Origin of the sequence: Vibrio sp. Vb1026, assembly GCF_033338745.1 — a bacterium.
GTDB classification, from domain to species: Bacteria; Pseudomonadota; Gammaproteobacteria; order Enterobacterales; family Vibrionaceae; genus Vibrio; species Vibrio alginolyticus.
This window is the reverse complement of record NZ_JAWOTH010000003.1, coordinates 160,138-173,663: the sequence shown is the minus strand read 5'-3', so window position 1 is coordinate 173,663 and position 13,526 is coordinate 160,138. Positions and strand designations below refer to the sequence as shown.

Genomic DNA, 13,526 nt, shown 5'->3' with positions numbered 1-13,526 from the left:
CTCGTCATCGGATATGCCACTATGTTATTGAAGAATTAGAGACAAGAAATCCTCCTTGCGAGTTGACATATCAGCCAATTTTCCCAAGGAGGATCACACTTAGTAGGCGTAGTGACTTGTCGGATACCGCTTAGTTCAACAAGAGACTGTCATCTGCCAGCTCTTCACCACGCACTTTGGAGAACATATCCAACAAGTCTGGTACTTGCATGTTAGCGCGCTGCTCTCCAGCCACATCAAGCACAATTTCACCTTGGTGAAGCATTACGGTCCTATCGCCACATGCTAATGCGTCTTTCATCGAATGCGTCACCATCATCACTGTTAAATCGAACTCATCGACAATACGTTTAGTTAAGTCGATAACAAACGCCGCCATACGAGGATCAAGCGCAGCCGTGTGTTCATCAAGCAATAACAGCTTACTCTCCGATAACGTCGCCATCACAAGGCTAACGGCTTGTCGTTGTCCACCAGACAGCAACCCAATGCTATCACCCAAGCGGTCTTCTAAACCAAGACCGAGGATGCTAATTCGCTCTTGGAACAGCTTGCGACGTTTAGTAGAGAGCGCCAATCCCCAGCTGCGTTTTTTACCACGCATGTGCGCTAGAGCCATGTTCTCTTCTATCGTCAGTTCACCACAAGTCCCGGCCAATGGATCTTGAAACACTCGGGCACATTGCGTCGCACGTTGGGCTACCGTCTGCTTGGTGACGTCTTTGCCATCAATGATCACCTGACCACCTATCATCGGCGTCTCACCTGTCACCGCACCAAGCAACGTGGATTTTCCCGCGCCATTAGAACCAATCACGGTAAGAAATTGATGCTCTGGAACCTCTAAAGAGACGCCTTTCAATGCACGATTTTCCAAAATCGTCCCAAGGTTGAACGTGACCTGAATATTATTTAGTTCGATCATAATGCCTCCCCAGAACCATTTTTTGATGCCGCTTGTTTAGCATCAGTAACGCGTTGTTTCGCTCTCATGCTCTGTTTTAGCTTTGGAGCAATAAGCGCCACAGCCACCAATACTGCGGTAACAAGGTTGAGGTCTGAAGCTTGTAAACCAAACATGCCAGAGCTCAAAGCGAAAGCCACTGCAAGGCGATAAAGTACCGAACCGATGATGACCGCAAATACCGCAACCCAAATCTTGCGCCCGGGAATAAGGGTCTGCCCCAAAATCACAGCTGCCAAACCAACGACAATGGTGCCCACGCCAGAGGTCACATCCGCAAAGCTGTTCGTTTGTGCAAACAACGCGCCTGCGAATCCCACAAACCCGTTGGATAAAGCCAAGCCAAAGTAGGTATAAAAGCCAGTGCTCGCCCCTTGCGCAGAAACCATACGCGCATTCACACCCGTGGCTCGTAAACCAAGACCAAAGTCGCTGTTCAGCAGGCGAATGACAAAGAAAGCGGAAAGAAGAACTAAGACCCCAACAACCAGAGGGCGAATAAACATCGCATCGCCCAATGCTTCAAACGGAGTGAGAATAGTATCCTCTCCAAGCAACGCCATATTAGGTTTGCCCATAATACGAATATTAATTGAAAATGCAGCGATCATGGTAAGAATGGAAGCTAACAGGTGTAAAATACCACACCGAACAGCCAGAAAAGCGGTTACCCACCCCGTCATACTACCAGCTATCATCGCCATTATTGTCGCAAGCCAAGGATTAATACCTGCGACAATCGCCGTTGCAGCCACCGCAGCTCCCATTGGAAAGCTGCCATCCACACTCAAATCGGGGAAATCGAGAACACGGAACGTAAGATACACACCCAGAGCGACTAGGCCATAAATCAAGCCAATTTCGAGTGCGCCAAAAAAAGCAAATGCAGACATAACTGCTCCTTTCTGCATGCTCAGGCTGGCTAATACCAACCTGAACGTAAGACTTCTAACGTATACTCCCCTTCTTCTCTAGCAGAATGCTCTACACGAGAAATCCGGCGAGTATCAATTTTGGGGCAAGCGTCTACCAACCAACGTGACGGTCTTTACCCCAAAAAGCGTTACTTATTGCATGCTTGTCGCACGTTCAACCACAGAACTTGGCAGCTTGATACCGAGCTTAGATGCTGCGCTTTCATTAATTACAAGGTCAGAGCCCGTCGCGACTTTTACATCCAGCTTGCCTGGTTCTTGACCATCAAGAATCGCCGCCACGTAATCCGCGGTTTGTACACCAACCTGGTAGTAGTCAAAACCTAAGCCTGCAATAGCACCCTTTTCGACATACGACGTCGCGCCACCAAATACAGGTTTCTTCGCTTGATTCGCTGCCACAATCATCCCTTCAATCGCACTTGCAACTGTATTGTCTGTTGGGGCGTAAAGAATGTCTGATTTCGCTGCAATCGCTTGAGTCGCAGACTGAACATCAGCACTTTTTAGTGCGGTCGCTTCAACCACTTGTATGCCTTTTGCTTTTGCGCTTTCTTTTAGTAATTCAACTAAAGTCACGGCATTAGCTTCACCGGGATTAAATACAACCCCGATGCTTTTCACCTGAGGAAGAATTTCTTGGATGAGATCGACATGCTGAGCAACGGGTGAAAGATCAGACAGGCCAGTTACGTTTTTGCCTGGTTGTTCCATCGACTTAACCAATTTCGCACCAACCGGATCTGTTACCGCAGTAAAGACAACAGGAATAGAGCGAGTAGCCGACACCAAAGCTTGTGCCGAAGGTGTCGCGATGCCAACTAACACATCAGGATTTTCGCCGACGTACTGACGGGCAATTTGCACCGCAATCGCTGGATTACCCTGTGCGGTCTTATAATCAAATTCTAGATTTTTGCCTTCTTCGTAGCCTTTCGCTTTCAAACCATCAAGTAACCCTTGGCGCGTCGCGTCTAACGCCGGGTGTTCGACAATCTGTGAAACTGCGACAGTTGCAGTGGCGGCCAGTACATTGGTAGAAGAGAAAATAGCAGTAGCTGATAGAACGGCAGTGGCTAATAAACGTTTCGTTTTCATCATAACTCCTTGATGTGACTTCGTCCTTGTTTCACGAGCTTTCAATATGTGTATCGACTCGTGAATTCAAATGTTTGAAGGCGGTATTGTTGTGTTCATATAACTGTGCACTTCTTGCGCATCTTGTTTTTATTATTACTACTAAGTCTTAGTAAAGAAAAGAAAGATTTAACACTAAAGCAACATTTGTGATCGGGGGGACTTCTTCATCCGGAAAGAATCTTTGGTAAACAAAGCTTCGCTCGCTTCATCAACGACCGTCAAAGTAGGTAATAGAGGCAGGATCAAAAATGGAGCGGCCAGTGCACACTCCATTTCAAACAATTTAAATTAGAACCAACGCTCTAATGACGATTTATCGAGCTGGCGAAACGCTCGGTTCAGTATTATCGCAAGCTCTTTGTAACGAGGGCGAGCTTTGACAGGCTCTAATGCAAAACCTGTTTCCACAATTTTTTGATGCAACTCCCGATACCAAGAGGCCAAAGAAGGCGGCAATTTCGTGTTGGATCGAGCACCAAGCCACCAAATGCCTTGAAGTGGCAAGCTAATCGCAAACAAGGCGACAACAATGGATTGAGGTAACGCGTGGTAATTGTTGAATGCCATTTGAGTGAGTACGCTGATCGCAGCAACGGCCGGCATGACTTTAATGCCAAAGCGAGTCGCCTTAATGATACGCTGTTCCGGAAATATGGCGCTTAGCTCTTTACGAACCGGCCAGATCTCCATGTAATTCTGGCCATCTTTCAGGCTATGGATCAATCCGACTTTATTACTCATACCGCTCTCTCACTAAAAAATAGTTGAACATTTCAACTGAAGGTACAAAAAATTGATGAAAGTTAATATTCTTTCAAATTTTTTTTGTTATCATTGCTTATTATCGCTATCCTTTGCAGACCCTCAATCTCATTGTTGCTGTTATTTACAATTTAAGCAACTCCGAGATATCTATCTGCACGGATCGCATCATAGTGATGGAAGGGTTCATCACTATTTCTTTATATGGAATTAGAACAATTTTTGACCAGGATTAGTACGCAGCCTTCTGGGTATCGGCTATTCTTGTGATTAATTTTTCATTCTTTAACTGATTTTTTTATCAGACGAATAACAGGTAGTCATACATGTCTAAGCTAGTTTTAGTTTTAAACTGCGGTAGTTCTTCTCTTAAATTTGCCGTTGTTGATGCCGAGAACGGCGACGAGCACTTGTCAGGTCTTGCTGAGTGTCTTCACCTTCCTGAAGCTCGCATCAAGTGGAAACTTGATGGCAAGCACGAAGCTCAACTAGGCAATGGTGCAGCTCACGAAGAAGCACTAGCGTTTATGGTAGAAACTATTCTTGCTTCTAAGCCAGAGCTTAAAGCTAACCTAGGCGCAATCGGTCACCGTATCGTTCACGGCGGCGAGCAGTTCACTCAATCTGCACTAATTACTGATGAAGTTCTAAAAGGTATTCAAGACGCTGCAACATTTGCACCTCTTCATAACCCTGCTCACATCATCGGTATCGAAGCGGCTAAGAAAAACTTCCCAGAGCTGAAAAACGTTGCTGTATTTGACACTGCGTTCCACCAAACTATGCCTGAAGAGTCTTACCTATACGCTCTTCCATACAACCTATACAAAGAACACGGTATCCGTCGTTACGGCATGCACGGTACTTCTCACTTGTTCATCACTCGTGAAGTTGCAGGCCTACTAAACAAACCAGTTGAAGAAGTAAACATCATCAACTGTCACCTAGGTAACGGCGCATCTGTATGTGCGATCAAGAACGGTCAATCTGTAGACACTTCTATGGGTCTTACTCCACTTGAAGGTCTGGTAATGGGTACTCGCTGTGGCGACATCGACCCTGCTATCGTCTTCCACCTACACGACGCTCTAGGTTACTCTGTTGATCAAATCAACACGATGCTAACTAAAGAGTCTGGTCTTCAAGGTCTAACTGAAGTGACTTCTGACTGTCGTTTCGTTGAAGACAACTACGGTCAAAAAGAAGAAGCAACACGCGCAATGGACGTGTTCTGCCACCGTCTAGCTAAATACGTTGCTGGCTACACTGCTTCAATGGAAGGCCGTCTAGACGCAATCACTTTCACTGGCGGTATCGGCGAGAACTCTGGCCCTATCCGTGAAATGGTTCTAAACCGTCTTGGCATCTTCGGTATCGAAGTAGATAGCGAAGCTAACCTTAAAGCTCGCTTCGGCGGCGAAGGCGTTATCACGACTGAAAACAGCCGTATCCCTGCAATGGTTATCTCTACTAACGAAGAGCTAGTCATCGCTGAAGACACTGCTCGCCTGACAGGTCTTTAATTGAATTCCTGGCTAGCCACTCGGCTAGCCAGTTTTCATTCAAACGAATTTCTTAGGGGCTCAACTCCTATTCTTCGAGCTTCATGGAATAAGAGTTGAGCTTTTATCCCCCAAATAGCTAAAGGTACTCTACGAATGTCTCGTACTATTATGCTTATCCCTACTAGCGCAGGCGTTGGCCTAACAAGCGTTAGCATGGGTGTTCTTCGCGCTATGGAGCGTAAAGGCGTTAAAGTTTCTTTCTACAAGCCAATCTGTCAGCCACGTTCAGGTGGTGATCAGCCAGATCTGACTTCAACTATCGTTGGTCGTAACAGCGATATGAAGATCGGTGAACCAATGGCGATGTCTGTTGCTGAAAGCCTAATCGGTAACGACAACATGGACGAGCTGCTAGAAACCGTTGTTGAACGTTACAACCAAATCAACAAAGACGCAGACGTTACGCTAATCGAAGGTCTTGTACCTACTCGTAAGCACCCATTTGCAAACCAAGTAAACGCGGAAATCGCGGCAACACTTGGTGCAGAAATCGTGCTAGTTGCGACTCCAGGTACTGATAACCCTGCGCAACTGAAAGAGCGTATCGAAGTAGCATGTTCTAACTTCGGCGGCACTAAAAACAAAAACATCTCTGGTGTTATCATCAACAAGCTAAACGCTCCTGTTGACGAAGCTGGCCGTACTCGCCCTGACCTATCTGAAATCTTTGACGATGCAGACAGCGCGAAACAAAACGAATTGAAAGTGATGGAAATTTTCAACACTTCTCCAATTCGTGTACTAGGTTGTGTGCCATGGAGCATTGATCTGATTGCGACTCGTGCAATCGACATGGCTAAACACCTGAAAGCAGATATCATCAACGAAGGTGACATCAACACTCGTCGCATCAAGAGCATCACTTTCTGTGCACGTTCTCTGCCAAACATGATTGAGCACTTCAAACCGGGTTCTCTACTTGTTACTTCTGCAGACCGTCCTGATGTTATCGTTGCTGCTTCTCTTGCTGCAATGAACGGTGTGGATATTGGTGCAGTACTGCTAACTGGCGGTTACGATATCCCTAGCGAAATCGAAGGCCTATGTAAACCAGCATTCGACACTGGTCTACCTATCTTCAAAGCACAAGGTAACACTTGGCAAACGTCTCTAAACCTACAGAGCTTCAGCATCGAAGTACCTGCAGACGATAAAGAGCGTATCGAGTTCATCAACGAACACGTTGCTGGCCACATTGACGGTAACTGGATCGAGTCTATGACTGAAGGCACTCAGAAGTCTCGTCGTCTAAGCCCACCAGCGTTCCGTTACCAGCTAACTGAACTTGCTCGTAAAGCAGGTAAGCGTATCGTTCTTCCAGAAGGTGACGAACCACGCACAGTTAAAGCAGCGGCAATCTGTGCTGAACGCGGCATTGCAGACTGTGTACTTCTAGGTAACCCAGATGAAATCCGTCGCGTAGCAGCTCAACAAGGCGTTGAGCTAGGTACTGGTGTAACCATCATCGATGCAGATGCTGTTCGTGAAAACTACGTTGCTCGCCTAGTTGAGTTGCGCGGTGCGAAAGGCATGACTGAAGTTGTGGCTCGTGAGAAGCTACAAGATTCAGTATTCCTAGGCACAATGATGCTTGAGAACGACGAAGTTGACGGCCTAGTTTCTGGTGCTGTTCACACTACGGCGAACACTATCGTTCCTCCGTTCCAAATCATCAAGACGGCACCAAATGCGTCTATCGTATCTTCAGTATTCTTCATGCTTCTGCCTGATCAGGTACTGGTTTACGGTGACTGTGCAATCAACCCAGATCCAACTGCTGAACAGCTTGCTGAAATCGCTATCCAATCTGCTGACTCTGCAGCAGCATTCGGTATCGAACCACGCGTTGCAATGATCTCTTACTCTACTGGTGAATCTGGTAAGGGTGCAGACGTTGATAAAGTACGTGAAGCTACAAAACTGGCTCAAGAGAAACGTCCTGATCTTATCATTGACGGTCCTCTACAGTACGACGCTGCTATTATGGAAAACGTTGCTGCTTCTAAAGCACCAAACTCTCCAGTTGCAGGTAAAGCGACAGTATTTGTATTCCCAGACCTAAACACGGGTAACACAACTTACAAAGCGGTACAACGTTCAGCTGACCTAGTATCTATCGGTCCAATGCTGCAAGGTATGCGTAAGCCTGTAAACGACTTGTCTCGTGGCGCGCTAGTAGACGACATCGTGTACACCATCGCTCTAACAGCTATCCAAGCAGACCAAGAAGCTAAATAATCGCTTCTGACATCTAGTTGGATATAGATACAAAGCCCTCGATTCATCGAGGGCTTTTTCTATTGCTGGCCAGAACACTTATTTGTTTTTTATACCAATCACTGCACAACCTATAATTACTGGTGCACAAAGCTTTTCTCCCTATCGCCCCCCATACCTAATCGACATTGCTCGTGCTTGTTCTTACACCGATTGACCCACTCCCCAAAATGCATTGGCTCCAAAGCAGCACGGTCCCTGTTCAATTTATCGACATTATTTACGTTTTAGCTAAACTTTTTTGCTAGGAAATACGTAAAAGCTACTGCAATGCACAAACTCATTGACTGCTAAGGAATATATATGAAGGATTTCATCAATACATCACTGATAAAGTTTGGTTTAGCTGCGTTTCTGATTAGTTTTTCTTCATTCAGCTTTTCCGCCCCGAGTATTAAAGGCGTCGATCAAGATATGTCCGGAGGAACGGTGACCGCTGAAATGGCTCATGCTGATGACAATGGGTGGATGGTTGTCCACCGAACAGACGAATCAATGAAGCCTGGTCCTGTTATCGGCTACGCTCCGTTAAAAATGGGAAAGAATGAAAACGTAAATGCAATTTTGATGGAACCAGTAGAATCAGGCGATATGCTGATGTTAATGGTCCACGGAGAGAAAGGTGGCATGAAGACTGGTGTGTTTGAGTATACGCTCGGCGCTAAAGAGGACGGTCCTGTAAAAGTGGACGGAAAGCTAGTGATGGACATCGTACGCGCTAAGTAAGGTGGCGATGAATGAAAAAGTAAACTTCCTACTCCCGGTATTTAGATGACACAAAAGTACTTAACGGCATTGCTAACCGTTAAGTACTTTTTCATTTGCGATGGAAGCAGCAAACTAGCCAATCCTTTCTCTTCCATGAGGAGTATTTAGGTCTAAATCAGGCCCTTTTGGTACAACTTGCGTCGGATTAATCCCAGTGTGGCTGAAGTAGTAGTGGCGTTTAATGTGATATAAATCCGTCGTTTCTTCGACGCCTTCGACTTGATATAACTCTTTTAAGTAGCCTTGTATATTTTCGTAGTCTGCGATGCGCTGCTTGTTACACTTGAAATGCCCCACATACACCGCATCAAAACGAATAAGAGTCGTAAACAAACGCCAATCAGCCTCAGTAATTGTGTTCCCTGCTAAGTAACGATGCGTCGCTAAGTGAGCATCGATTTTATCTAACGCATTAAACAAAGAATCAAACGCTTCTTCATACGCCTCTTGTGTAGTCGCGAAGCCACAACGATACACTCCGTTGTTGACATTTGGATAAACAAAATCGTTCCACTCATCAATAACGTGTTTTAGATGATCTGGATAGTAGTCGTCGTGATTCCCTGTTAACGCATTGAATTCCGAATTGAACATGCGAGTGATCTCTGACGACTCGTTTGACACAATAGTATTGGTCTTTTTATCCCAAAGTACAGGCACGGTTACGCGGCCCGTGTAATCGGGTTTGGCCTGCGTGTAAATTTGATACATGCGCGTGTGACCAAACAATGGCTCAGGAAGGCCCATTTGCCAACCTTGGCTGAGCATATCAGGGCAAACGACCGTGACATCAATATGTGGTTCTAAACCTTTCAGCTTGCGGAAAATGAGGGTTCGATGTGCCCACGGACAAGCAAGAGAGACATACAAATGGTATCGACCGGACTCTGGTGTAAACTCCGCATCAGGGTCGTTTTTAACCCAGTTACGGAATCCGGCATCTTCGCGCACAAATTTGCCACCATTTGATTTTGTGTCATACCAGACATCTTGCCAAACACCTTCAACCAACTTACCCATGATTGCTCTCCTCTCGTTCTGTTTGTGTCTATATTAGCGTTTCCTATCAAACAGAGAATCATCGAACTTAGGACATCATGTTCAAGAAATTCGAATGTATAAATCAGACACATAAAAAAAGCGCGACCCGATGAAGGTGTCGCGCTTAAGCCCGTCACAGGCTGAATTTATACACTAACGTGTAAACAAGATACCGCGTGAACGTCATTACCTAAAATGGTTGGCTTCGTCTTCGCACACTCTTCGGTTGCTTGTGGGCAACGAGTGCGGAATACACAACCCGACGGTGGGTTGATAGGTGAAGGAAGATCACCCTCTAGCATTTGGATTTTCTTATTGCGCTCAATATCCGGGTCCGGGATCGGAACCGCAGACATCAGCGCACGCGTATATGGGTGCTTAGGATCAGCAAACAGAGCCTCGGCCTCGCCAAGTTCCACGGCATTACCTAAATACATAACTAAAACGCGATCTGAAATGTGTTTAACGACAGACAAGTCATGCGCAATGAATACCAGAGAAAGCCCTAACTCTTTTTGAATCTCTTTAAGCAGGTTAACAACCTGAGCTTGAATAGATACATCAAGCGCCGATACTGGCTCGTCACAAATGATCATCTTAGGCTTAAGGATAAGCGCACGCGCTATCCCGATACGCTGACACTGACCACCCGAAAACTCGTGTGGGTAACGGTTAATCACGTTAGGTAATAGGCCAACTTTCGCCATCATCTCTTTAACGCGATCTTTCACTTCCTGCTTAGACAGTTCTGGATAGAATGTCTCAAGAGGTTCAGCAATGATATCACCAACAGTCATACGCGGATTCAGCGATGCCAATGGGTCTTGGAAAATCATCTGAATTTCTTTACGCGTCTCACGGCGCTGAACGCTTTTCATTTTAGTAAGGTCTTGACCCAACCAAACTACTTGGCCGTCAGTAGCTTCAACCAGACCAATGATGGCACGAGCAAACGTCGATTTACCACAACCTGATTCACCTACTACACCAAGCGTTTCCCCTTCGTATAGTCGAACGTTCACGCCATCTACCGCTTTCAGGCTCGAAGGCTTTGACCACGGCCATGCCGACTTTGAGGCAATGCTGAAGTGAACTTTCAGCTCAGAAATGTCCAGAATTAGTTTTTTGTCTACTGCGTTCATTTGTTCCAAGCCTCCCATTCAGAAAAACATGCACGCTGACGACCATCACCAAATGGTGTCAGAATTGGCGCCTCGCGCTTACAACGATCCATCACACGGTGACAGCGCTCTTGATAAGGGCAGCCCGGCGGTAGACGAAGCAAGTTTGGTGGATTACCAGGAATGGTCGGCAGAATTTCACCCTCAGTATCGAGGCGAGGAATCGCATTCAGCAGCCCCTCCGCATAAGGATGGCTTGGATTGTAGAAAATTTCGTTTACGTTGCCGTACTCCATAGTACGGCCTGCATACATCACCAGCACCTTGTCACACGAACCTGCAACCACACCAAGGTCGTGCGTGATCATGATGATCGCTGTGTTGAACTCAGATTTCAGCTCATTCAACAAGTCCATGATCTGTGCTTGTACCGTCACATCAAGTGCTGTTGTTGGCTCATCGGCAATAAGCAATTTAGGACGACATAACAACGCCATCGCGATCATTACACGCTGACGCATACCGCCTGAAAACTCATGCGGGTACATCGTGATACGCTTACGCGCTTCAGGGATTTTTACCGCTTCCAGCATGCGTACTGATTCTTCAAATGCCTCCGCTTTGCCCATGCCTTTGTGCAGCATAAGCACTTCCATCAACTGATCACTCACTTTCATGTAAGGGTTCAGTGATGTCATTGGGTCTTGGAAGATCATTGCGATCTGTTCCGCACGCACTTTGTTCAGTTCTTTTTCCGGTAAGTTTAGGATTTCTTTGCCTTCAAACTTTGCGCTACCAGAAATAATACCGTTCTTAGCCAAAAGGCCCATGATTGCGAATACGGTTTGAGATTTACCTGATCCCGACTCTCCAACGATACCTAAGGTTTCGCCTTGGTTGAGAGAAAAGTTCAAATCGTTTACTGCGGTTACGATACCATCTTGCGTGGTGAATTCGACGCGCAGATCTTTGACATCTAATAAGCTCATCATTGCTTCCTTAATCTTATCTTTTAATTATCTGTCTTTTGGATCCAGCGCATCGCGCAGGCCGTCACCAACGTAGTTGAAGCAGAATAGCGTCACAACCATGAACACTGCTGGGAATGCCAGCTGCCAGATTGCTACTTCCATTGTCTGTGCACCTTCTTGTAGAAGAGCGCCCCAACTTGTCATTGGTTCCTGAACACCAAGACCAAGGAATGATAGGAATGATTCCGTTAGAATCATACTTGGGATAAGCAGCGTAGAGTATACCGCTACAATACCCAGTACGTTCGGTACGATATGACGAGTAATGATTTTCCAGTTGCTTACACCACACACATGTGCCGCTTCGATAAACTCCTTGCTACGTAGACTAAGAGTCTGACCACGTACGATACGCGCCATATCTAGCCATGCGATAGCACCAATCGCAACGAAGATCAGCATGATGTTACGACCGAAGAATGTTACCAGTACAATCACCAGGAACATAAACGGTACCGCGTATAAAATTTCTAGAATACGCATCATTACGCGGTCAACTTTACCGCCGATGAAACCAGATGCTGCGCCGTAGAGCGTACCAATCAGTACCGCTACAAATGCACCCATAACACCTACCATCAACGAAATACGACCTCCAATTAGCGTACGCACGTATAAATCACGGCCCAAGCTGTCAGTACCAAACCAATGGTCAGCATTCGGTGCAACGTGCATCGCGTACCAGTCAGTATCATCAAATGTGTACGGTGCGATCATTGGCAGGATAATAACCGCCAACGTCATTAGAACAAGAAGGAATAAGCTCACCATCGCCGCTTTGTTGCGCATGAAACGGATACGAGCATCTTGCCAAAGACTGCGACCTTCAATCTCCAAGTTTTCGGAGAATTTCTCAATCGCTTCTAGGTTTTCTTTTTTCGTTAACATAACCAAACGTCCCTGTTAGTAGCGAATTTTCGGGTCAATCATTGCAAGTAAAATATCTACAATCGCGTTGAATAGAATGAATAGGAAACCAATCAGAATGGTTACCCCCATTACTAGCGAGTAGTCACGGTTAAACGCAGCGTTAACGAATAGTTTACCAATACCAGGCAGACCAAAAATGGTTTCGATAACAACGGAACCGGTGATGATACCTACGAAAGCTGGGCCCATGTAAGAAACAACAGGGAGAAGTGCCGGCTTAAGAGCGTGTTTGATAATGATATAACGGTAACTTAGACCTTTAGCACGTGCCGTACGAATAAAGTTACTGTTTAGGGTTTCGATCATCGAACCACGCGTGATACGAGCAAAGGTAGCAACATACAGTAGCGACATACCAATAACAGGAAGCACTAAATACTGCCAGCTACCATCTTGCCAACCGCCCGCAGGGAAGATATTCCAATGAAGCGAGAATATGTAGATAAGCGCAGGCGCTAATACAAAGGATGGCATTACGACACCAAGCATCGCAGTCGACATAATGGTGTAATCAATCCAAGTATTTTGCTTGAGCGCAGCAATGGTACCGACGGTAACCCCCATTATCAAAGTAAAGATAAAGGCGATGAAGCCCACTTTAGCCGAAACAGGTAAGGCAACCGCGATCAGCTCGTTTACTGAGTAATCAAGGTATTTAAATGACGGTCCGAAATCACCTTGGATAACATTGGTCAAATACGTGGTGTATTGTTCAAATACAGGTTTATCCAAGCCATATTTAGCTTCGATGTTTGCCATTACTTCGGGTGGCAATGGACGCTCTGTCGAGAAAGGGTTTCCCGGTGCAAAGCGCATAAGAAAGAAAGATACGGTGATCAAAACCAACATTGTTGGGATCGCCTCAAATATCCTTTTTGCGATGAATTTAAGCATAAACTCACTCTTTCAGTCTGTGACAGTTAAATTAAAGAAGTCGTCCAATTCTTTTGGACTAAAGATAGGCGCTACATGCAATTTCTCACATGTAGGGC

The 13,526-nt window shown here is 45.9% G+C and carries 12 protein-coding genes; 3 read left to right on the top strand and 9 right to left on the bottom strand.

The window, feature by feature from the left end; genetic code table 11:
- Window positions 1-130: 130 nt before the first annotated feature.
- The 4 genes from R7E47_RS07345 to yfbV form a co-directional block, all read right to left on the bottom strand.
- Entirely contained in the window at window positions 131-925 is a 795-nt protein-coding gene (locus tag R7E47_RS07345; RefSeq protein ID WP_318084005.1) for an ABC transporter ATP-binding protein, read from the bottom strand.
- Complete coding sequence (locus R7E47_RS07340) at window positions 922-1,857, bottom strand: ABC transporter permease (protein WP_012841584.1); 936 nt, start codon at window positions 1,855-1,857, stop codon at window positions 922-924. Before R7E47_RS07340 ends, R7E47_RS07345 begins: the two co-directional genes overlap by 4 nt.
- A 174-nt stretch (window positions 1,858-2,031) precedes the next feature.
- Window positions 2,032-2,997, bottom strand: coding sequence for an ABC transporter substrate-binding protein (locus R7E47_RS07335; RefSeq protein ID WP_017633858.1), 966 nt, complete (start codon window positions 2,995-2,997; stop codon window positions 2,032-2,034).
- A 330-nt stretch (window positions 2,998-3,327) separates the two neighbouring features.
- Window positions 3,328-3,780, bottom strand: coding sequence for a terminus macrodomain insulation protein YfbV (gene yfbV, locus R7E47_RS07330; protein WP_005380809.1), 453 nt, complete (start codon window positions 3,778-3,780; stop codon window positions 3,328-3,330).
- A 347-nt stretch (window positions 3,781-4,127) separates the two neighbouring features.
- Here yfbV and R7E47_RS07325 point away from each other — a divergent pair, with 347 nt between their 5' ends.
- The 3 genes from R7E47_RS07325 to R7E47_RS07315 all read left to right on the top strand — a co-directional run bounded on the left by R7E47_RS07325 (window position 4,128) and on the right by R7E47_RS07315 (window position 8,369).
- The gene (locus R7E47_RS07325) at window positions 4,128-5,324 is read left to right on the top strand and encodes an acetate kinase (protein ID WP_005380807.1); all 1,197 of its coding nucleotides are present in this window, start codon (window positions 4,128-4,130) and stop codon (window positions 5,322-5,324) included.
- Between the two features lie 135 nt (window positions 5,325-5,459).
- The gene (pta, locus tag R7E47_RS07320; RefSeq protein ID WP_005380805.1) at window positions 5,460-7,604 is read left to right on the top strand and encodes a phosphate acetyltransferase; all 2,145 of its coding nucleotides are present in this window, start codon (window positions 5,460-5,462) and stop codon (window positions 7,602-7,604) included.
- Window positions 7,605-7,946: 342 nt separating this feature from the next.
- Window positions 7,947-8,369, top strand: a complete 423-nt coding sequence (locus R7E47_RS07315) for a hypothetical protein (protein WP_005380804.1) — start codon at window positions 7,947-7,949, stop codon at window positions 8,367-8,369.
- Between the two features lie 114 nt (window positions 8,370-8,483).
- On the opposite strand, the gene R7E47_RS07310 is transcribed toward R7E47_RS07315, so the two are convergent.
- The 5 genes from R7E47_RS07310 to oppB form a co-directional block, all read right to left on the bottom strand.
- Entirely contained in the window at window positions 8,484-9,431 is a 948-nt protein-coding gene (locus R7E47_RS07310) for a glutathione S-transferase family protein (RefSeq protein ID WP_318084004.1), read from the bottom strand.
- A gap of 167 nt (window positions 9,432-9,598) precedes the next feature.
- A complete protein-coding gene (gene oppF, locus R7E47_RS07305) occupies window positions 9,599-10,612 on the bottom strand; it encodes a murein tripeptide/oligopeptide ABC transporter ATP binding protein OppF (RefSeq protein WP_005387265.1) in 1,014 nt (337 codons plus the stop codon).
- On the bottom strand, window positions 10,591-11,562 hold the full coding sequence (locus R7E47_RS07300; protein ID WP_318084067.1) for an ABC transporter ATP-binding protein: 972 nt from the start codon (window positions 11,560-11,562) through the stop codon (window positions 10,591-10,593). The genes oppF and R7E47_RS07300 overlap by 22 nt, the downstream gene beginning before the upstream one ends.
- Before the next feature lie 27 nt (window positions 11,563-11,589).
- On the bottom strand, window positions 11,590-12,492 hold the full coding sequence (gene oppC, locus R7E47_RS07295) for an oligopeptide ABC transporter permease OppC (protein WP_017633861.1): 903 nt from the start codon (window positions 12,490-12,492) through the stop codon (window positions 11,590-11,592).
- A 15-nt stretch (window positions 12,493-12,507) separates the two neighbouring features.
- Window positions 12,508-13,428 carry an oligopeptide ABC transporter permease OppB gene (oppB, locus tag R7E47_RS07290; protein WP_005380786.1) on the bottom strand — a complete coding sequence of 307 codons (921 nt, stop codon included), beginning with the start codon at window positions 13,426-13,428 and terminating at the stop codon, window positions 12,508-12,510.
- Window positions 13,429-13,526: the final 98 nt, after the last annotated feature.